We start from the raw sequence: 20,420 nt of genomic DNA on the forward strand, positions 1-20,420 counted from the left end.
TTTATTATTTATTGTGATTACGATACTTCATGTTGATTATTATATAGACATAGTAAATTGTCTACTCAGAATGCTGAACAGATTGAGTTTATCTATGGTAGGTCTAGATAACTTTCCACCTGACAGTATTGTATAAGAACTAGTTCAGGGATGAAAGCACAAGCTTAAGCGAATGGGCTATACACTTGTTCTTGATATCTACGCAATGTTGGGGTAAAAGTAATTAAGCCCGATTTGCATATAAGGCGATTATTAGTTAATGAATGATTGTATTTTCATAATGGATATCCGTTCGAAATTTAAAATAGTCAAAATTCTTAGTGCATTGCTGAGGAATCTGAAGTAAACCTAACCTTCTTAGATAATTTAATGTGGCTATACTGATTTGTTGATTAAGCCGAATATTTAGGGTAGCACTCAGAAATGTCATCTATGTGAACTTTAATATAAATGCATTAAGGGAATATTCCGACAAGCAGTAATAACTTTTATGATCTCTTTATAGGACAGCATAATTGCCTAGATCTAGGCATTGTAGTATTATTATATTTGTCCGAAAGCATCGGCAAAATCCTCGATGGGGAACACCCTCGGGGATTTTTATTGTATATTGATGTAGGCTACTATGCAGAATGATTTGAATGGAGTAAGGCTTGATACTAAATTAAGATGAAATACGTAAATTTGCGTAATCAAGAGGTGCAATCATGATGAAAATACTTGAGACTTTAGATAAAGAACGGGTGGCTGTTAATCCATTACTCAAACGTAAATCCGAGTTGGGTCAATATTTGACTCCATCAAGTGTTGCCCAATTTATGGCATCCCTTTTTGATAAACAAACAATGACTAGTCCAAAAATATTAGACGCGGGAGCAGGAATTGGGGTTTTAACTAGTGCATTTTTAGATCGTCTTGTAACTGAAAAATTGAGTGATACTGCTAATGTCAATGTTGTTGAAATAGATGAGATTTTAAGAACGCGACTCTTATCATCATTATCTTTATTTGATGGAAAAATAAAACTTAGCAGCAATGTAATTGATAAAGATTTTATAGAATGGGCGACCAATATTCTACTTGATGAAAATAGTTTACTTGAAGGTGAAAAAACTCGCTTTACTCATGCAATTTTGAATCCACCATATAAGAAAATTATGAGTTCATCTCGGCATCGCATGCTTTTACGAAATGTTGGTATTGAAACTGTCAATTTATATTCTGCCTTTGTTGGTCTTGCAATTGAGTTAATGGAAAAAAATGGACAGATTGTTGCAATAATTCCGAGAAGCTTCTGTAACGGACCATATTTTCGTCCTTTTCGTCAACTTCTCTTAGATAAGACGGCGATAATACACATGCACTTGTTTGATTCGCGGGATAAGGCATTTAAGGACGATGAAGTATTACAAGAAAATGTTATTATGATGCTGGAGCGTGGAAGGGTTCAAGGTGATGTTACAATTTCAACTTCAAGGGATGATAGTTTTACTGATTATGTAGAGAATAGTTATCCTTTTAAGAAAATTGTCCAGCCTATGGATTCGGAGGTGTTTATTCATATCCCAACCTCAAATGAGGAAAGTATTATAGAAAAGTATCCGTCTGTTTGTTTTTCGCTTAAAGAAATCGGTGTGGAAGTTTCTACAGGACCAATAGTCGATTTCCGAGTAAAAAGCTATTTGAGGGATATGCCGGAAGAAGGTACAGTGCCTTTATTTTATCCCAATCACTTTGTTGGTTCCCAGACGGAATACCCAAAGGTTATGAAAAAGTCAAATGCAATAGTTAGAGACGATGTTATTGAAAAGTGGTTATATCCTAATGGTTATTATACAGTTGTAAAACGTTTCTCCTCGAAAGAGGAAAGGCGTAGAGTAGTTGCGGGGGTATTAAGTCCTCAAAGTGTTGATTATCCCGTAGTTGGCTTCGAAAACGGACTGAATGTTCTCCATTTCCAAAAGAAAGGTATTCCGGGAGAATTGGCTTTCGGACTGTATGCATACCTGAATTCTACCGCTGTCGATAAATACTTCAGGGTTTTTAATGGACATACACAGGTGAATGCAACTGATCTTAGAACCATGAAGTTTCCAAGTCGTGAAAAACTTGAAAAACTTGGTAGATGGGTTATGTCCTACTCTGGTAAGATAGAGCAAGAGGAACTTAATCAAAAGTTGGAGGATATTTTATGACAGATGGCAACCATCCTAATATTGAACAGGCATTAGATATACTCAAAGCTCTTGGTTTACCTAGAGCACAGCTTAATGATCGATCTGCTCTTTGCTTATTAGCCATTTTGAATATTACACCTGATAAGTCTTGGCCAGATGCAGAAAATCCATTAATCGGTATTACTCCAATGATGGACTTCAGTCGGACGAATTATGGCAGAGAGTATGCTCCCAATACTCGAGAAACATTTAGACGCCAAACGATGCACCAATTTATCTTTGCAGGTATTTCTTTATATAACCCTGACAAGCCAACCAGAGCAGTCAACAGTCCCAAAGCCGTTTATCAAATTGAACCTGAGGCATTAAAGCTTGTCAGGAAGTTTGGTACTCATGAATGGGATGCTTCTTTAGAATCATATCTTGCGACAAGACAAACGCTCGTGGAACGGTATGCCAAAGAACGGGAGCAAAACAGAATACCTGTACAGGTTGCTCCTGGAAAGCAAATTATGTTGAGCCAAGGTGAACATAGTGAGTTAATAAAAGCAATCATTGAAGATTTTGCCGCACGTTATGCACCAGGGGGGATTCTGATATATGCTGGGGATACTGGTGGGAAATATTTCGATGAAGATTTGTTAAGTAAACTTGGAGTTACGCTTGACTCCCATGGAAAGATGCCAGATGTCGTCATTTATTATCCTGAGAAGGACTGGCTGTTACTGGTCGAATCAGTAACAAGTCACGGACCTGTTAATGGAAAACGACATGATGAGCTAGCTAAGTTATTTGAAAGTTCTTCAGCAGGGATTGTATATGTTACAGCCTTTCCAAACAGATCTGTTATGGCAAGATATCTGAGTGACATTGCATGGGAAACCGAAGTATGGGTTGCGGATGCCCCGTCCCATCTAATTCACTTTAATGGAATAAGGTTTTTAGGACCATACTGATTTTATTTTATGAATGAGCCGTAGCGAGAGCTTGGCTTTTTTTCTTTTATCCTCTAGTATGTATAGGGAAATGCTAGACTTCCAAAGAGTAGGCTGATCCAAAATTATTGTAATATGTTTTGACTCTAACTATTCAAAACATAGGGAGTGAGTAATTCATCAAGATCAAACAAATGACTATTTCGATTCTGAACTTCACGAGACCAGTTTTGATCCTTGCGATGCTTATCCATCAAGAAGTTTCGTTCATCTGTTTCACCAGTGGGTTACGGTACCTAATGAGGTATTTGAAAAGGGGGATAATAGAATGAAGGGTATAAAAAGTAGTTTATTTGATCTTCAAAATGGAAAATGTGCAAATTGCGGAAAACTAATAAGTGATCTTGAAATGGTAACAATCGAACATATTCTGCCTAAGGCTGCGGGCAGAAATAACAGTATTGAAAATCTAGTATTAACTTGTCGAGAATGCAACTATTTCTTAAGTAATAATATTAAAGGCTTCGAATTTGAACAATATATGTTCAATATTTTTATAAAAAGTGAGAAGTTTACAAGAGTTCTTAGAGACTATAAAATTGGAGACCACTTTATAGCTGATATAATGGTGCAACAGCTAGATAATGATAAAATAGTTGAAACGATTATTGAGGTCAAATTCCATACTTCTTTTACGCTTGATAGAATTAATCGTATTATTGAAAGATTTAATAAAATTAGGGAATTGAAGAGAAATAGTGCGTTTACGCTACTTATTCCGGGAATATTATCTGAAGAAAGTGTCAATTTGTTAAAGGAGCAAAATATAGAAATCTGGGACGCGGAATATTTACGCAAAGAGTTTTCACAACAAATCAAGGCACTGGAACATCCATATTTCCAAAAATTAATTTTGTCATCACAAGAACGAAAAAAAGTTGAATACGAGTTCATTGAAAGATTAAGGAATTGCAATCCAGGAAGAGACCAATGGAGTGTATACCAGAGACTGATCGGAGAAATATTAGAGTATCTTATTTGCCCACCTCTAAGAAGTCCACTTCAAGAAAACTCTGATTTTTTTTCTGTGAATAGACGAGACTTCATACTTCCTAACTATTCTGAAACTGGTTTTTGGTCATATCTCAGTAATAGATATCTTGCCGACTACATAGTGATTGATGCTAAGAATTACAATAAAGGTATAACGAAAAAAGAAGTTTTACAGATGGCAAACTATCTAAAACCACATGGAACTGGATTATTCGGTATCATTATCACTCGTTATGGTACAAGTGAAAATACAATATATACCTTACGGGAAGTTTGGGCTTTGGAGAAAAAACTTATCATTGTACTAAATGATAATGACATAGAACAAATGTTACTTGAGAAGCTTAGCAATAGAGAGCCTGAAGCTGTTTTAAGGCAGAAAATAGAAGACTTTAGGCTATCGATTTGAATTAAATTCTATAACTTATAAAAAATAGTTGAGTAGGTGTGAGCAATCTGTATATCCCGAGAATGTTAGAGAAGCAAATGCTGTTTCATTAAAAAAAAACTTGTTCACTCTGTAAACTCAACACTGTGGAGAATGCTCACTGTTGGTCAGAACAGAAGTAACGGTATTGCGTAGCACTGTGGCGAGCAAATTACTAATCTTCAACAAGTGAGTTACAGTTCTAGTTTGCTCTGGAGGAACTAGTCATTATAGAAACCGCATATTGACAAGAGCCTTTAAGCAGAATTTAGAAATTCACTATCTATGCCAATTACTTATGGAAAAAGTCTATGCAACTATTGCATAGGCTTTTTATGATTCATTATTAGGATAACTTGAACAGCAATGCAGATATGGAATATATGCTGGACATGCTTAGAGCTTGTAAGTGATGCAAAGGTTCTTGTCTATAGTTGTTCAGAAAAATAGATTATGATTATTTGCGGCCCATTCGAGGAGAAATCGGCAGAAGACTGGCTCCGTTGATCATGAGGAGAGACATTATCTTGTAAGTACGGATAATACCTGTAATGGCAGATAGTATTGCGCTGCGAAGGGTTATAGAGTCTACTGTCATTACTCGGTTTCCTCACCCAGCAATTCACCAACAGAAATTTCTAAAGCCCTGGCGATGATTAATATTTCATAATCTTGGACAAGTCGATGCTGACCTTCCAAACGTGAAAGGCTGGTTGGACTGATATCTAGCCCGAGTGTTTGCAATCTGGCCAAGAATTCCTTCTGCTTCATCCCTTTTGCTTTACGCATCTTGAGGACTCGTAGACCGATAATATTTTTGTCGCCAGGAGGTTCTTTTCGATGCTTCATTTATGTGTCTCCTCTCATTTTACTCAAATTGTACGAAAAGACACTATTGTTTTAATGCGAATATCGCATTAAAATGAAATAAACCGAATATCGCATTAAATCCAAAAATACAATTTCGGGAATAGTGTGCCTACGTTGATCAGATGAGAAAAAGGAGGCTAAACAAATGCTTTACTTGCATGAAAGAATAGAGCAGGAAAGGCGCAAGATGAATACAATTGGCGAAACGTTGATTGAACAAGTTATTCCACTGTCTGAACATGAAGAGCTTCTAGCCATTAGCCGGGAAGTAGATAAGTTAATGTTGCGACTACATCTAACAAAGCTCAAAAAATCAGGAGGACACTATGCGAGGAGGAACATGCCTTGAAGCTTCCGACATGGTTTAAAAGTGTCCTACAAAGCAGATTGGATGATGTTTTTGCACGCGTAGCACTCGATCCTGAGTTTAAGAGAATACGGGAAGAAAAGGACTTGGCTTTTCAAAGGCTATTTTCAGATCCAACTATTATAAATAAACCGGAATTCTCTGAATGGGAAGATATAAGTCATTATAAGCAAGAAATGGAGAATGAATACTTGTACTGGCAGGGGATGCAGGACGGAGCACAGCTTGCATATGTCATAATGGCGTTAATAATTGATGATGAACAGGAGACGGGAGAATAAAAGTATAAATGAAGGAACTGCCCACATCTGAGCAGCTTGTACATCAGTTGTTTTTGGGGAGTAAATAATTTTACAATGAAATCCAAGGTGTTGCTTGCAAAAATCTCATTATGAAGGAGATAATACCGGTGATTGATATCCTTACTGATGAACACCGTCGTTTTCAGTCCATGCAAGCGATCAACGGCGTGAAAATTGTAGGCTCAGAAGCAATTGAATAAAATCCTTAATGCGTCACTTAAGCGCTACACCTCGACGCCGCAGAAGACAATCTCGAGCTCCAGCCGAAGCGCCTACGTCCGCTGCAACCCGTCCACACTCGCGCGTGATCAGCGCATCCTGGAGGATGGCGGGTATAAGACGGTGGAAGTAACTCCGGTGGATATGTTTCCTTGGACGGTTCATGGAGTGCTATGTATCTCTAGTAAGAACGCAGTGATGTAGAGCCACATTTAACCTACTCGTTGAAGTTCTATTTCACGAAATCATTGACTCATCTCGTTAACAGAGCGAAGCTAAGATAGTAAAAAGTTTACCTTAGATCCCTTTTATCAATTAAATGCGTTCAAATTTTTAAAACTACCTTCCCTATCAACTTTTCTTTATGCACGAAAGGGTTAGCCCACAAATGAGAGTCCGAACTTTCATTACGGTTGTCACCTAAAAAAAGTATTTGTTTTCGGGACTGTAATCGGACCGAATTGGCTCGTTTAAGTAACTTTCCAATCACCAAACTGATAATCATCCATCCATATTATTTTCTCAACAATAAAGTATATTATTTTTTACAGTGCCAGTTTCCGTGTAAACCTGTTTCCGTTAGGCTTGACGACTTTCTTCCCGGCTTAACGAGCAAAGCCCTCTTCGCACACAAGCAAACAGGCAACATATCTTCATTCTGACGCGTCTATTGAATAGGTGATAACGACGAAGCAAAACGGATTTCCGACTTACTTAAGCGAGAAAAAGAGCGAATTAACGGCTCGAAGCTGAACAGAAAAAAGGAAAAACCGTACAGAAAAGAGAGCGGGAACCCCCTATGGTTGACTCCTAGCCGGAAATTGGTTCATCGGATTGGCAAATTACGTTCGAGCGAATGGATTGCATATGAAAGAGGGCGTTTCTTAGCAAGCTCTAAGTATCAAATATAACGTTGGACGGAGGCGCGGTGATGGTACATATCAGGTGGATTGCGGTTCTAATGATAGGGTTGACGGCAGCGGCCTTAGCCGGAGGATGCGAGGACAAGCGACCTGCGGCGGACGACCCGATTGGCGTCCGGCCGGATATGGCATTGCGGGATGGTCAGGCGGATTGGGAGCAACCGTTGCAGTCTTCGGCAGTAGAGGGCAGTGCGCTGCGAACGACAGCCCAAATCAGCCGTCTTCTCCATGCTGGGATGACGCAGCAGGAAGCCACGCGACAATTGGGCCCGGCTTATGATGTCTATACGTTGAGCGATTACCTGAACGGACAATGGATCGAAGTCGATATATGGCGCTATGATTACGCGAATAAGGATTACCGTTTTGTTTTTCGGGAGGGTGAGGGCCTGATTACGCCGGATTTAACCGCATTTCAGAATGATGTGCTGCAGGCGCAATTGTTCCTTGAATGGTCCAAAGAAGGCAAGCTGATCTATGCGGTCTTATATTATGAAGACGCGGACGGCAATGTACATAACTATATTCCGGCCTTCGGAAATTTACCCGGGTCATCGTCGGAGGACAGCCGGCTGGCCGCCAAGAACGGGATCAAGATCGGACAAACAGTCGGCGTGAAGCGCAATGGAGCGGCGTTCGACCTGAAATCCGCGCCAACGCCGCAGTTTGCATTCTTGACAAGCATGTCGGAATCGTATCAAATCAAATCGTTGATGGCGCACTTCGCCGAGTTGGACCTAGAGGGTAGCCGCGGTTGGGTGCCTTTATGGTATCTGACCGAGAAAGCGATGGAAATCAGAGAGATCAAACCGAAACGAATGATTATGACCGGATCGGGCACGGCGGAATGGTACCCGAATTCGGGGTTGTCCGTGGCAGAACTGGTGCAGGGGGATTCCATCTATATCTTTGAAGAGTACGGCGATTATTATGGTGCCGTCGCGCCGTTGTCGAAGAAAGCCGGCCAATCTCCCGGATTGGTATGGATCAAGAAGTCACTCTTGCGTTCAGATGATGAGGCGGGCAGCCGATATACGCCGCTCTTGTCCGCAGACACAGAGCTTGATTCCACCTTGCTCGAAATAGCCGTGAACAGCCTGTTGCGGCTTGGGGAGTCCAAGAAGCGCATTCGTGAAGTGTTCGGCGAGCCCCATTTTATCGAGACTTCTAATAATGTGATGCCTACTGGCGAGCCGATGAAGACGCTGGAACAATGGCGGTATGAACATGCAGAAACGCTGCTTGTCGTGACGTGGGATGAAGACGGGGGACTTCGCGAATACGTCTTTGAAGCAGAGGATGCCGAGCATCCATCCATCGCATCGCGTAGACTCGATTGGCAATGGCGCGTTCAAAGCGATATGGCGTACAATTTCCTGATTGGGCAGGCGGAAAATTTGCTGCTCATCGCCGGTCATGACGGCGGATTCAGCGGGATGCATTACGACTCCAACTTGTATGCGGTTAATCGTCACTCGGGCGCGAAGGTATGGCAGGTCGATCTGGATTTCAGTCTCATCGGCTATGTGATGTCTGAGAATGAAAAGTATATCGCCTTCATGAGCTATGATTCCAATCCTGAATATGAGGGGAAGACGATCTACAGAGTCCATGTGATCGACACGCAGACCGGGGAGAAACGCTGGGAGAAAGAACTGCGATATGCGACCGATAAAGACCATGTTTGGGGCATCGGGATCGCCGCAGCCGGGCAGACGCTGGCTGTAGGCGTGGAGCTTGGCGATGACTCAGGCGGCAGGCGAGGGAAAATTGAGACGTGGGAGATGGATAGCGGTGAACCGATGTGGGAGCGATCCTTCGATCAGGCCGTCTATCTGCATACCGGCTACTTTGCCGAGTCGCGCTTGCTGGCTCAGATCGGGCCGTACGGACTCGATGGCGGCATCAGCGCGGGTGTGATCGGGCTTGACCCGATCAGTGGCAAGACCGCATGGACGAACAGGAAGAGGGAACTCAGAACATCACACGGTCTTGGCGGTGACGGGCGGAACTTTAAGCCGAGCGCCGGAGAAGTATGGACGTTTTCTGGAGACGCGTGGGTGCTGACCGAAATCGCAACAGGCAAGGCGAAGCTGAGTTTGCCTTACGAAGAAGGCCATTATATTTACTCCCATATCAATGACCGGTATATCCTTCAGGTGAAGTCGCGGGACGGCAAGCCCTTGCACTTGAGCGGGGACACCGCTACGTCCCTAATTGAAACCAAGAGCGGCGACGCGATCTGGACGGTTAACGGCAGCGGGTGGCGCGGAAAAGTGGACGGCGGCTATATCTATTATTCGATAAACGAACACGTTCGAATGGCGCAGCTTGCCACAGGCAAAGTCATCTGGGAGACGGATGTAAACAGCAGTGCTTTTGTGCCTTATCGGGACTATTTGCTTGTCAACAATCATGCCGGCGATGTAGTCGCCTTGAACAAGGCCGACGGGTCGATTGCCTGGAGACTGAGCGATGCCAGAGCAGGCGGGATTGATTCGCCTTATCCGTATTTCGAGTACGGGATGATCACCGGACTGGACGGCGCATTATATCTGGGTTCAAGCAATGGTTACTTTACGAAGGTTAAGAATTTTGACGCTGAGTGATGGATTCGCTCAGATCAAACGGATTATATCGCATAGTAGCTTTCAGATACCTATCCATTGATTTCCTTGCATATGAATTCGATATAGTTTCCATCAGTCATCGTTTTACCGCTACTATATTTTTGGAGGGAATATCCGATTAATAGAAAATTTCATTTAGTGAATGTTGGAAAAGAGGATGACATTTACGCATCAAACGGAGAAGCTACTTCAGGATTCGGCTTGTTTGTTTTGTCTAATGAACGCATTGAATACCATTTTAGAGAGGAAGACATAAGTTTAGACGAAGCGGAGTCTTATATCGAAAATTTTTTGAATAATCTACCCGATGAAACTGTCGACGAATTATGTGAAAAAATGTGCGTTTGGAAAGATAATATACTGACAGATTGTTATCCAGATATGAAATGTCTAGATGGTTTGGCGGATGCTCAGGGCAGGGATATCTTACGTTTTATTTCAGTAAGCGATATTTATATCTACAGAAATCCTTATGATAAAAATGATACCCTATTTGGCGCAAGCATTTCGGCTGGTATGGAATGGGAATTTGAAGATGGTATTGAAATTATTATCAAAGCCAAGGAAGTTCTTGAAGTACGTGAGTTTCTAGGTTATGGGGAACATGCAATTTGGAAAGAAAACGACTAGTTGCAGACCATAATCATGCGTTGAATGAAGGACTAATTACAGACAAGGACTTTCCACTCTTATATTCTTTGAGAAAATAAATTATGGAGTCGGTCGTATTAATGGTTCGAAAATGAGATGTAACAGGTTCGCTCAAATGTAATGTTGATGAAGGTTTAGAAGACTTACCCCAGCTTAGAGAGCGCTTCGCTGGCAGCGATGAGGTCAGGGGTTCGATCCCGCTAAGGTCCACCATACACGATAAACGCCGCAGTCCGTCGGGGCTGCGTTTTTCAAAATTGGGGCGTTCCGTGCGTTAAAGTATTTGTTAGAATTTAAGAATAGTGTTAATCAAAGGTGAGGGTTATGTTATGCCAAAAAACGATAATATGCTAACTATTCTATGGATGTTGAATTCAGGAGAGAAATTGACTGCAAAACAAATATCCGAAAAGTTAGAGATAAATATAAGGACAGTTTATCGTTATATTGATGCTCTATGTGCCAGTGGTGTCCCTATCATATCTGACGCAGGTCACAATGGCGGATATAGCTTACTGCACAAATTTATCAAATCTCCTCTGCTATTTAGTATGGATGAAAAAAAGACACTGCTTCATGCTGCAATATTTGCAAAAGAAGCTGGATATCCTTTGAGTGCGACATTAGAGAATGCAACATCCAAGTTAAAAATGTATTCGAATCAGGAGCAGGAAAGTATATTAAGCCATCACATAGCTGGATTTGAAGTCATAAACCGCAGGGGATATCCTGCGGTGCAGACGGTATTATTGGAATTGGAGCAAGCTGTAGCAAATGAATGGTCTGTAGAAATTTCTTATCGCAACAGTCGTGAAAAGCAATCTCAAAATAGGGTAATAGACCCCTATGGTGTGGTTAACTGGAACAATAAGTGGTACACAGTTGCATTTTGCCACCTACGGAATGAGATTCGCAGCTTTAGGGCAGAACGAATTCTACACATCACACGCACGCCATTCTCATTTAGGCGTCCCAATGAATTTTCAGCGCGTACTTTTTTTATGAAAAATCTGTTGCCAGATGCACTAGGTAAATCGGGATTAATTTCTGTAATTATAAGTGGCAGGGCAGAGGCGTTAGATGATTTATGCATGCATTGGTTTTTAGAGCATCATTTGCAAGAGCGAACTTCAACGCAAGCAAACTTTTTACTAGAGGAAGACATAATGTATGCACATATACCTTACATCATTTTATCTTACGGGAAATCCATTAAAGTAATTGAACCACAAAATCTAAAGGATAAACTTGTAGCTGTTGCTTCAGAGATGATGGAATATTATCAAGCTTAACAACTTCACTGACAGTAGCTGTCAGTGAAGTTGTTTTATTATAAAGATAACCACTCATTATAGATGAAAGGTTGCTGTTACCTAATGAACTTTATGAGGAGAGCTAAAAATGAAAAGTACAGTATATCTTTATGTGTTTGATACCATGTCCGATTGGGAAATCGGTTATTTAGCCGCCGAACTGAACTCTGGAAGATACTTCAGACAAGGGGTGGCTCCAGTAAAAATAGTCACCGTTGGATTAGAAAAGACTCCAGTAACTACAATGGGCGGATTGAAAATAATGCCTGATGTTAAAGTGGATGAGTGCAGCATTAAAAGCATAGATGCACTAATTTTACCTGGTGGGAATACATGGACAGAAGCTGTTCACGCACCCATATTAAAAATTGCCGAGATGTGTTTAAAGGAAGGGATAGTAGTTGGAGCAATTTGCGGTGCTACCATAGGACTTGCTCAAGCAGGATTGTTAGATTCACGTTGGCACACAAGCAATGATTTGGCCTACCTTAAAATGATTTGTCATTCTTACACGGGCGAAGAATATTACAAGGTGGAATCTGCTGTCACCGATGAGAGATTGGTCACTGCATCCGGAGTAGCTCCATTAGAATTTTCTGTTCATGTTTTAAAAGTGCTAGATGTATTTTCTCCCAAAACATTAGACGCTTGGTATCGTCTTAACAAAACTCATGAACCTGAATACTTCTACGAGCTAATGAGCTCAATCCAATGATAGTATAGGGATACAACACATGTGGAGTGCTGTGTGTTGCTTATCAGGAAATAGTATATTGAAGCCACATTTACCTAGCTGTTGAAGCTCAGGCGTAGTTAGCGCTTGGGCTTTTTGTGGGCTTGGACGTGCGTCAATACCTGTTTTACAACTCAAAGAAATGAATAATTAACCAAGGAAATTAGCTCAGTTGGGAGAATAAAGCACGAAAAAATTGACTGATAGTCCTATATAGGACTATACTATATAATGAGGTGTTGGTGATGATTGGAGATACAAGAGGGGGATTTTTAATATCCCAGATCAAACAAGTTCAAGGTAGGATATTTGAAAAACTTTTAAAGGACAATGGTATTGACGATTTTAATGGTGCTCATGGACGAATATTGTTTGTACTCTGGCAAGAAGATAATTTAACAATCAGCCAACTTGGAGAAAGAACATCCTTAGCCAAAACAACTCTTACAAGTATGCTTGACCGCATGGAGGAAAAAGGGAATATCAAGCGTAATTTCGACTTGAATGACAGGAGACAGATAAGAATTACTCTTACGGAAAAAGCAAAGGCACTGGATGTGAGCTATAAGGCTGTTTCTGCACAAATGAACGAACTTTTTTATACAGGTTTTTCGGATGATGAAATTATCCAATTTGACCGTATGCTTGAACGGGTTTTGAAAAATCTAAAGGAACACGAGGAGTGAATACACAACCTTGCAAACAATATTGATAAATGAGACGGTAAATGGAATTTTTGATTTGGTGAACGAAGTAACTGCCATCATTGTCAGTTCCGTTGATGAGAATGGTTACCCAAACTCAAAGCAGATGTTCAAAACGAAGCATGATGGGCTGCAGTCTTTTTGGTTTTCAACCAATACATCATCCATGCGTGTTGAGCAGTTTAAGAATAACTCAAAAGCTAGCCTTTATTTTGTTGGGAAGAAAAATGGGCTAATGCTTGTTGGAGATATGGAAATTTGTATAGATAGAGAGCGCAGACAAGACCTCTGGGATGATGAGACAAGCCTAAAATACTATCCACTTGGCATTGATGACCCGGACTACTGTGTTTTAAAATTCACTGCAAAAACAGGTAACTATTACAAGAATCTCACTAAGTTTACCTTTGATGTTCAGAATATTGAGGGGTTACGGTCGCAAAGCACCGTTATAACACATTGATAGCATTTTTAAAAACTTGGATGATTATTTGAAAGTAAACGGAGGAAGCACAAATGAGCGAAGGAAATCAAAAATTAAAGAAGCAGTCTTGGAGCTTGGTAGAGAATTTACAGCAGCTTGATCTCGGAGATTCGGATGCCATTATAGGCGAATGGCAAAATATCAAAGCATTACATCTTAATAAGAAAGGAGCGGCAGCATTCATAAACAGTGATTTTCAGTTCGAATCGTTCCGCTTGCAAGCTTCAGTGGCTTTGCCGGAGCCAGGCTTTATTGGACTTGTTTTTGGAGCACGCGATTCCGAAAATTACGAGTTAGTTTATTTATCTCCCGGTGATAATAATGGAATCGGGCAAATTCAGTATGATCCCGTAATGAATGGATCAACAACGTGGCAAATTTATAATGGACCAGACTATTTATCCTATACACCATATACTGTCGGGGACTGGGTTAAATTTACTATTGATGTGCAAAGGCATTCTGCAAAAGTTTATATTGGTGATAATAGCTCTATTCCTCAATTAATGATTTCCGAACTTCAGCATGGAAACGTTTTCGGTAAAATTGGAGTTTGGGGATACAAACCAGGATACATACGAGATCTGTCTATTGAGGAAATACCTAGCTCTCTACCAACTATAAATCAAAAAAATAAAGACGAGTTTATCAATGAATGGCTAGTTTCGGAGCCATACTTCTCTAATTCACAGCCCGATGAACTTAGTTGGACCAAAGCATCAACCGAAGAAAACGGTACATTAAACATTAATAGGCTGTACACATCGGAGAATGATAAATCAGTACAAGTAAAGTGTACCGTTACCGTAGCTGAGGAAGCTAAATCTTCAATTTCTTTCGGTTTTAGCGATGCTTTACGGCTATGGATAAACGAGGAGGAAATATACAAAGGGATCTGGATGTGGAACCCGCCTGAACACGACGGTCGGATTCGCCCGGATCATATAACGATCCCAGTTACTTGGAGACCCGGCGTTAATACAATTCGAGCAGAAATTACAAGTAAGGAAACTGTATTCGGATGGGGATTTTGTCTTAAAACAGGAATTTAAAGGAGTTGTATGAAAGGTGCCGTATCAGCAATTGGGAAGCGTGGAAATGTACTATGAAAAAATGGGCTTCGGTGACCAGGTTTTATTTTTACATAGTGGCTTTTCGCGGGGAATATTAGCTTTCGCCAGTCAGGTGCTTGATTTTCAAAAAAAGAATACTTGTTATTTCCCTGATTTCAGGGGACACGGTCGTACCATTTGTAGCAGCTTAGAATGGAGTACCCCCAAACATGCTGAAGACATTATTTGCTTTATGGATCATCATCACATTTCAAAAGCACATGTTATTGGATATGGGATGGGCGGAGGAGTTGCGATTCATTGTGCTGTCCATCATCCTGAAAGAGTTGCTTCATTAACTTCAATTGGTCAATGTGGCTTTGTTGCTTCCAATTGGATCTGAGGAATTTGAACCGGAATGGCTTTTACAAAATGGTCGCATGGATTTTATCAATTCGATGATTGAAAGGCATATGGAGGCACATAAAGGAAACTGGAAAGAATTTCTGCGGCAAAAGTTAAAGGATTGGCGTTCACAACCGCAGCTTAACGATGACCAACTTAGCAAAATCACTTGCCCTACTCTGTTTATTGCTGGACAGTATGACGAACTTACACCTTTGGAAGACCTTAAGCGAGCGACTGAGCTAATTCCTAACTCTCGTTATGTGATTGTGCCGGGGTGTAGTCAAAGACCTCACATGAGCAGGGAAAATCCGGTATTTGTTAACGATGCCATCTTAAAGTTCCTTGAAACGTATCCTTTGTTTTGAGTTTTATTCGATCTGAGGAGGAGAAGGTATGCCGTATGTTCAGGTGAAAGACTTAGAGATGTTTTATGAGAAAATGGGTGTCGGAGATACTGTTATCTTTTTACATAGTGGTTATTCTTGAGGTATACTGGCTTTTGCAAGTCAGATGCTTGATTTTCAAAGAAAATATACATGCTATTTTCCTGACTTCAGAGGGCATGGTAGGACCAGATGCGAGAGTCTTGAATGGAGTACCCCCCAAATCGCAGATGACATTGTTGAATTTATGGATCGTTTGAATATTCCCAAGGCACATTTGATCGGTTACAGCTTAGGGGCAAGTGTTGGATTATATATTGCTGTAAATAATCCTGAGAGAGTTGCTACACTTACTACGATAGGCTCCGGCGGTGTTTGTGATCCGACTGGTGTAGAAGAGTTTGAGCCAGAATGGCTTATTGAGCACGAGAAGCTCGAAGCGATTAACCAATTGAAAAGCAAGGCACTTTCTAAGTTTCTCGAGGATGCCATTACCAAAGCGGATTATGATATGTTCGTTTCATCGAAGGATGGAGAAATGAGCGAGCTTTTGCTCAATAAGGTAAAGCTAGAGACCACGCTTTCCACAACTGTCGATGTAGATATTTTGGCAAAAATCAAGGAAGTAATTGACGCCGCTTTGAAATTCAGTGAAGTAACCCGCCAAGTGATCAGCCGTTTTATCGAGAAGATTGAAGTTAAGGCGGACGGTACGGTAAAATTGTATTATCGGTTTGCTGGCTCGTCCACGGTTTTGAACGAATTAATTGGCTAATGTAAGGTTTTGTAAAATGTGCTGGCTGTCGGGCGTTTTTATTTTTTTGAAAATCTCCAACAGTCGGCACGCAACACATGTTGAAGCAGTAGTATCAATGTATTGAATTGATCATTAATTGTGATGCATAACCGATGATTATAACGTGCACAGCACATAGCTCCTTACTACTTCATTAAAGTAGTAAGGGGCTGTTTGGTTTGTCAACGGGACTGACCCCATAACGTGAGACAAATCAAAACACCTTCAAGAACATATCATGAAACGCCTTCATATTCGAAATAAGACATAAGTGAAAACACGGATGAGATGGGATCGCAATAGTGAGTTGAATCGGTTAAAGCAGCCAGTGGGCAAACCATACAGTGATGGGAAAGGGCCTGATTATAGCACGGAGTTGGAACAGTTAAGGCGGAGAAGCGTTTCTTAAAAAAACAGATAGACATGCTAAAAAAATACCAGGAGTTAGAGAGGCGGTGTCTGTAAAGATCGTAGTGGAACTAGTCGAAACGCTTCGGGCGTTGTGAGTGTTGCTCAAGTTTGCACATGGCTTAGCACCTCTCGTGCAAAAGTACTATCGCTGGAGAACGGCAAAGCTGCAGCCATTAGATGACCTAGTCCAAAAAGTTAGGGAGCCCTGTATGCAGCATAAGTTCCGCTTTGGAAACCGGAAAATCACAGCATTGCTGCGCAGGGAATATACGGTTAACCATTGACGCATAGACGATTCGCATGTCAATTAACATCTAACCCCCATGTAAGATTGTTAGTTTCCGATAGGATTCAGAGGAAATTATTATGGAATCTCTCTCTTTGTTCCACCGATAATAGAGTCAGGAGATCGGTCTTAGGTTGAAAAGGAGGAGGTAAAATGAAAGCGCTTGCCCAACTAGCCCTTGCAAAACAAGCTAACAAATTACTTTCCTACGGACCGATGCTTTGACTCTATAGGGCATTCGTAGATGATCAGCCAAGCTTCCGAAAATGCTGGTCTTTCTTAGCAGCAAGCTTGCAGGATTCGATTGGTTTTTGTACTTCTTTAGCTTTGAGCGATTAATAGAGGAGGAAAAAGAATGTCATTTAAGAAAGCAGTAAGTCTCATATTGGTATTGACTATGATTTTTACGTTTGCTCCTTCAGCCTTTGCCATTGATACCGGAACGCAGTACGCCACATCCTCGCCTGATGGCACACTCACGGCGACAATGTACTTGGAAGGCGGGCAATTGTACTACAGCGTTACAAAAAATGGGGCGACAATCGTTGATAAATCACGGTTGGGCTTAAAGACCACCGATACGGATTTCTACTCGGGAATGTCATTCGTATCCACCAGCACAACATCGTGGAACAATACCTATTCCATACCGGGCGGCAAAAAAAGTGTAAACCAAGATAACGCGGTACAAAGGGAATACACCGTTGCGAAGGGCTCAGCTCAGCTTATCTTATACATGACGGTTTATGATGATGGATTCGGCTTCAGATACGCTATTCCGGGGATGGGAGAGGCCTTCATCGAGAAGGAATATACTGAATACAATTTCCCTAACGGAACAGGCGGATGGGGACACCCGCCAGTCAATACTTACGAGGGGACTTGGCAGTATTACAGTCCCACAACGTTAGATACCAGTACGATTTCAATGCCTTTCTTGGCGTCGATTAACAGCAACTCTTATTGGGCTTTATTTACTGAAGCGAATGTATATAACGCTGATGGAACTTATTGCCCTTCGGTTCTTACCGGCAGCTCAGGGCAGAACATGAGGTTTTCATGCGGAGCCGACCAAGCTATGTATGGAACTCAGATGCAGGTTGCTCTGCCATTCCAGAGTCCTTACCGGGCAGTGATCGTCACGGACAATCTGAATGATCTAGTCAATTCAACTTTGGTGCAAAACCTGAATCCGGAGTCGAAAATCGCGGACACTAGCTGGATCAAACCGGGTATCTCAGCATGGTCGTGGTGGAGCGAGGACTATTACGGCGACCCGAATGTTCCTGAGGGCTATCGTGAAGTGCCTTTTTCCCTCGAGCGCCAAAAGGATTATGTGGATTTCGCAGCTTCCATGGGATGGGAATATGTCACCGTTGATGCCGGATGGGTGAAGTGGACCGACGGTACGATCGAGGATCTAGTCCAATACGCTGAGACAAAGGATGTGGGCATATTCATATGGGCAAGTCCGTATGTCCATACCCCATATGGCGCGAGCAGGATGAATCTGCGCAAATGGGCGAGCTGGGGCATTAAAGGAGTAAAAGTGGACATGACGGCCAATGAGTCGCAGGTCGGGATGAGCTTCCTGGAGTCGGTAGCCGATTATGCTGCCGAGCTTAAGCTCATGGTGAATTTTCATAACTCCACCAAACCGGGCGGAGAAGAACGTACTTGGCCTAATGTCATAAGCTCGGAAGGGGTGCTTGGCTCCGAACGCTATAAATTGTATTGGCCGCCGGCTCCAACCGCTGTTCACAATACTACGCTTCCGTTCACAAGAAACGTGCTTGGTTCAATGGACTACACGCCTGTTGCTCTTAGCAACACGAACAAAAATACAACACAGGGCCACCAATTGGCGATGGCTGTTGTGTATGAATCCAAGATTCAAAACTATGCCGACTCCATAGACATATACGCCAACTGGAAAGGTACGGAGCTTCTGCGGGTTGTGCCTGCCTCATGGGATGAGACAAAGCTCCTTGACGGTTTCCCGGGGAGTCACGCTGTTATGGCAAGGAAAAGTGGTTCGGATTGGTACATCGGGGCGATGACCGTTGGCGCGAGGACCATCACGATTCCCCTTTCAAGCTTGAACCTTGAGCCGGGCGACTACACGGCCTATGTATATAAGGACGGAGCGACAGGAGAATCCATAAGTAAAGAAATAAGTACAGTGACAGCTTCTTCAACGCTGACGATTCCTCTTCTAGCAACCGGAGGAGCCGCGGTACTGATTTCAAAGAATACCGTGCCTAGTATGCCGGATGATCCTTATACTTACTATGAAGCGGAAAGCGCTGCTCTTGCCGGCTCTGCTTCTGTTGTAAGCTGTGTCAACTGCTCGAACGGCAATAAAGTGGGCAACCTGGGCAATAATTCAGGCACTGTGGAATTCAATGTGACCGTACCAACAGCGGGTACTTACGATGTCAAGTTGAATTTTCTGGCAGCCGACGAGAGATGGATCAACTACAGTCTCAATGGCGGTCCTAACACATTGCTGAAGTTAAGGCTGGATTCAGGGAGCTGGAATGTTGTTCGAAGCTATATTACATCCATGAATTTGAACGCGGGCACCAATACGATTAAGTTCTCTTATTCCAGTTATGCGCCTGATATCGATAACATCGGAATTCTAATACCGTAGGCAACCGACAAAAAAATGATTCCTGTACGAAACAGGAATCATTTTTTGTCGTGCGCTCGGCATGTGGCGATTATCTTCTAGCTGGCGCCTCCCAAATTGCACGAAGCCAGGAGTCGAACTCAGTACCTTTGTCGCCCTCGTAAGTATCATAAATATCTAGACGTGTCTTTTGCAGTTTTTCCTTAAATTGCTCGAAGGTGTGACCTTCAGGAAGGCTTTTCTTAATCCGCAGCAAAACTTTGTTAAGGCCTTTAAACAGCTCGCCCTTATTCTTGGCAGGCATTTGCACATCTTCACCCAGCTGCTTCAGCTTGCGGTATGCGGCTTCGCGCACCTGGAACACTTGATCACCTGTCAAAACATGCTGCAGCAACTTAATGGTAGGGGCTGTATCCCAGTTCCCCAATTCGTTCACCGCATTCAGTCTATCTCTCCAGCTTCCCGTCCGATTGGCCGCTCGTTTGAGCTCCTCAAAGTTTTCTGGAAGTTCGCTAACTGCTCCAATATCATGGTTGTTTGTCAAAGTTCAATCTCCTTAATCATCGCCATCTCGGCAGAATGATGAATGTAATTGGTATGAACACCATTATAGCACGAACCTGACTATCCTACTCCTATGAGGCCGATTGACCAGCCTGCA

The 20,420-nt window shown here is 42.0% G+C and carries 19 protein-coding genes and 1 pseudogene; 17 read left to right on the forward strand and 3 right to left on the reverse strand.

Going from position 1 to position 20,420, the window contains the following annotated elements; all coding sequences use genetic code 11:
* Positions 1–707: 707 nt before the first annotated feature.
* The 3 genes from AC0YNW_RS11055 (at position 708) to AC0YNW_RS11065 (ending at position 4,574) form a co-directional block, all read left to right on the forward strand.
* Positions 708–2,195, forward strand: a complete 1,488-nt coding sequence (locus tag AC0YNW_RS11055; protein WP_475831985.1) for an Eco57I restriction-modification methylase domain-containing protein — start codon at positions 708–710, stop codon at positions 2,193–2,195.
* Entirely contained in the window at positions 2,192–3,133 is a 942-nt protein-coding gene (locus tag AC0YNW_RS11060) for a BsuBI/PstI family type II restriction endonuclease (RefSeq protein WP_475831986.1), read from the forward strand. Before AC0YNW_RS11055 ends, AC0YNW_RS11060 begins: the two co-directional genes overlap by 4 nt.
* Before the next feature lie 307 nt (positions 3,134–3,440).
* Positions 3,441–4,574, forward strand: a complete 1,134-nt coding sequence (locus tag AC0YNW_RS11065; RefSeq protein WP_475831987.1) for an HNH endonuclease — start codon at positions 3,441–3,443, stop codon at positions 4,572–4,574.
* 615 nt (positions 4,575–5,189) lie between these two features.
* Here AC0YNW_RS11065 and AC0YNW_RS11070 read toward each other — a convergent pair.
* Positions 5,190–5,441 (reverse strand): helix-turn-helix domain-containing protein, encoded by a 252-nt coding sequence (locus tag AC0YNW_RS11070; RefSeq protein WP_475831988.1) that lies wholly within the window; start codon positions 5,439–5,441, stop codon positions 5,190–5,192.
* Positions 5,442–5,607: 166 nt separating this feature from the next.
* On the opposite strand from AC0YNW_RS11070, the gene AC0YNW_RS11075 reads away from it, so the two are divergent.
* From AC0YNW_RS11075 to AC0YNW_RS11085, 3 genes and pseudogenes are all read left to right on the forward strand, one after another.
* Entirely contained in the window at positions 5,608–5,811 is a 204-nt protein-coding gene (locus tag AC0YNW_RS11075; RefSeq protein WP_475831989.1) for a hypothetical protein, read from the forward strand.
* Positions 5,808–6,110, forward strand: coding sequence for a hypothetical protein (locus AC0YNW_RS11080; protein WP_475831990.1), 303 nt, complete (start codon positions 5,808–5,810; stop codon positions 6,108–6,110). Before AC0YNW_RS11075 ends, AC0YNW_RS11080 begins: the two co-directional genes overlap by 4 nt.
* 285 nt (positions 6,111–6,395) lie before the next feature.
* Positions 6,396–6,549 (forward strand): annotated as a pseudogene (locus AC0YNW_RS11085) (23S rRNA (uracil(1939)-C(5))-methyltransferase RlmD); the annotation flags it as partial.
* Between the two features lie 126 nt (positions 6,550–6,675).
* Here the strand turns inward: AC0YNW_RS11085 and AC0YNW_RS11090 are convergent.
* The gene (locus AC0YNW_RS11090; RefSeq protein ID WP_475831991.1) at positions 6,676–6,855 is read right to left on the reverse strand and encodes a S26 family signal peptidase; all 180 of its coding nucleotides are present in this window, start codon (positions 6,853–6,855) and stop codon (positions 6,676–6,678) included.
* Positions 6,856–7,281: 426 nt separating this feature from the next.
* On the opposite strand from AC0YNW_RS11090, the gene AC0YNW_RS11095 reads away from it, so the two are divergent.
* The 11 genes from AC0YNW_RS11095 (at position 7,282) to AC0YNW_RS11145 (ending at position 19,780) form a co-directional block, all read left to right on the forward strand.
* The gene (locus AC0YNW_RS11095; protein WP_475831992.1) at positions 7,282–9,882 is read left to right on the forward strand and encodes an outer membrane protein assembly factor BamB family protein; all 2,601 of its coding nucleotides are present in this window, start codon (positions 7,282–7,284) and stop codon (positions 9,880–9,882) included.
* A 159-nt stretch (positions 9,883–10,041) separates the two neighbouring features.
* Positions 10,042–10,533 carry a DUF6985 domain-containing protein gene (locus tag AC0YNW_RS11100; RefSeq protein WP_475831993.1) on the forward strand — a complete coding sequence of 164 codons (492 nt, stop codon included), beginning with the start codon at positions 10,042–10,044 and terminating at the stop codon, positions 10,531–10,533.
* Positions 10,534–10,883: 350 nt separating this feature from the next.
* Positions 10,884–11,846, forward strand: coding sequence for a helix-turn-helix transcriptional regulator (locus AC0YNW_RS11105; RefSeq protein WP_475831994.1), 963 nt, complete (start codon positions 10,884–10,886; stop codon positions 11,844–11,846).
* 109 nt (positions 11,847–11,955) lie between these two features.
* Entirely contained in the window at positions 11,956–12,582 is a 627-nt protein-coding gene (locus AC0YNW_RS11110) for a type 1 glutamine amidotransferase family protein (RefSeq protein ID WP_475831995.1), read from the forward strand.
* A 263-nt stretch (positions 12,583–12,845) separates the two neighbouring features.
* Positions 12,846–13,286 carry a MarR family transcriptional regulator gene (locus tag AC0YNW_RS11115; protein ID WP_475831996.1) on the forward strand — a complete coding sequence of 147 codons (441 nt, stop codon included), beginning with the start codon at positions 12,846–12,848 and terminating at the stop codon, positions 13,284–13,286.
* A 10-nt stretch (positions 13,287–13,296) separates the two neighbouring features.
* A complete protein-coding gene (locus tag AC0YNW_RS11120; RefSeq protein WP_475831997.1) occupies positions 13,297–13,767 on the forward strand; it encodes a pyridoxamine 5'-phosphate oxidase family protein in 471 nt (156 codons plus the stop codon).
* Positions 13,768–13,820: 53 nt separating this feature from the next.
* A complete protein-coding gene (locus AC0YNW_RS11125; RefSeq protein WP_475831998.1) occupies positions 13,821–14,840 on the forward strand; it encodes a hypothetical protein in 1,020 nt (339 codons plus the stop codon).
* Between the two features lie 16 nt (positions 14,841–14,856).
* Positions 14,857–15,243, forward strand: a complete 387-nt coding sequence (locus AC0YNW_RS11130) for an alpha/beta fold hydrolase (RefSeq protein ID WP_475831999.1) — start codon at positions 14,857–14,859, stop codon at positions 15,241–15,243.
* Positions 15,215–15,613, forward strand: coding sequence for an alpha/beta fold hydrolase (locus tag AC0YNW_RS11135; RefSeq protein ID WP_475832000.1), 399 nt, complete (start codon positions 15,215–15,217; stop codon positions 15,611–15,613). The genes AC0YNW_RS11130 and AC0YNW_RS11135 overlap by 29 nt, the downstream gene beginning before the upstream one ends.
* Before the next feature lie 145 nt (positions 15,614–15,758).
* Entirely contained in the window at positions 15,759–16,406 is a 648-nt protein-coding gene (locus AC0YNW_RS11140) for an alpha/beta fold hydrolase (RefSeq protein WP_475832001.1), read from the forward strand.
* Between the two features lie 1,073 nt (positions 16,407–17,479).
* Positions 17,480–19,780 (forward strand): glycoside hydrolase family 97 N-terminal domain-containing protein, encoded by a 2,301-nt coding sequence (locus tag AC0YNW_RS11145; protein WP_475832002.1) that lies wholly within the window; start codon positions 17,480–17,482, stop codon positions 19,778–19,780.
* 70 nt (positions 19,781–19,850) lie between these two features.
* Here AC0YNW_RS11145 and AC0YNW_RS11150 read toward each other — a convergent pair whose 3' ends face one another.
* Positions 19,851–20,303, reverse strand: coding sequence for a HEAT repeat domain-containing protein (locus AC0YNW_RS11150; RefSeq protein ID WP_475832003.1), 453 nt, complete (start codon positions 20,301–20,303; stop codon positions 19,851–19,853).
* Positions 20,304–20,420 lie beyond the last annotated feature (117 nt).

The sequence above is a fragment of the Paenibacillus sp. J31R120 genome (genome assembly GCF_056269225.1).

What these genes read in the sequence shown, in the direction of transcription:
- AC0YNW_RS11055 (WP_475831985.1), top strand. Translation starts at nt 708, where the DNA reads ATGATGAAAATACTTGAGACTTTAGATAAAGAACGGGTGGCTGTTAAT.
- AC0YNW_RS11060 (WP_475831986.1), top strand. Translation starts at nt 2,192, where the DNA reads ATGACAGATGGCAACCATCCTAATATTGAACAGGCATTAGATATACTC.
- AC0YNW_RS11065 (WP_475831987.1), top strand. Translation starts at nt 3,441, where the DNA reads ATGAAGGGTATAAAAAGTAGTTTATTTGATCTTCAAAATGGAAAATGT.
- AC0YNW_RS11070 (WP_475831988.1), bottom strand. Translation starts at nt 5,441, where the DNA reads ATGAAGCATCGAAAAGAACCTCCTGGCGACAAAAATATTATCGGTCTA.
- AC0YNW_RS11075 (WP_475831989.1), top strand. Translation starts at nt 5,608, where the DNA reads ATGCTTTACTTGCATGAAAGAATAGAGCAGGAAAGGCGCAAGATGAAT.
- AC0YNW_RS11090 (WP_475831991.1), bottom strand. Translation starts at nt 6,855, where the DNA reads ATGATTATCAGTTTGGTGATTGGAAAGTTACTTAAACGAGCCAATTCG.
- AC0YNW_RS11095 (WP_475831992.1), top strand. Translation starts at nt 7,282, where the DNA reads ATGGTACATATCAGGTGGATTGCGGTTCTAATGATAGGGTTGACGGCA.
- AC0YNW_RS11105 (WP_475831994.1), top strand. Translation starts at nt 10,884, where the DNA reads ATGCCAAAAAACGATAATATGCTAACTATTCTATGGATGTTGAATTCA.
- AC0YNW_RS11110 (WP_475831995.1), top strand. Translation starts at nt 11,956, where the DNA reads ATGAAAAGTACAGTATATCTTTATGTGTTTGATACCATGTCCGATTGG.
- AC0YNW_RS11115 (WP_475831996.1), top strand. Translation starts at nt 12,846, where the DNA reads ATGATTGGAGATACAAGAGGGGGATTTTTAATATCCCAGATCAAACAA.
- AC0YNW_RS11125 (WP_475831998.1), top strand. Translation starts at nt 13,821, where the DNA reads ATGAGCGAAGGAAATCAAAAATTAAAGAAGCAGTCTTGGAGCTTGGTA.
- AC0YNW_RS11140 (WP_475832001.1), top strand. Translation starts at nt 15,759, where the DNA reads ATGCTTGATTTTCAAAGAAAATATACATGCTATTTTCCTGACTTCAGA.
- AC0YNW_RS11145 (WP_475832002.1), top strand. Translation starts at nt 17,480, where the DNA reads ATGTCATTTAAGAAAGCAGTAAGTCTCATATTGGTATTGACTATGATT.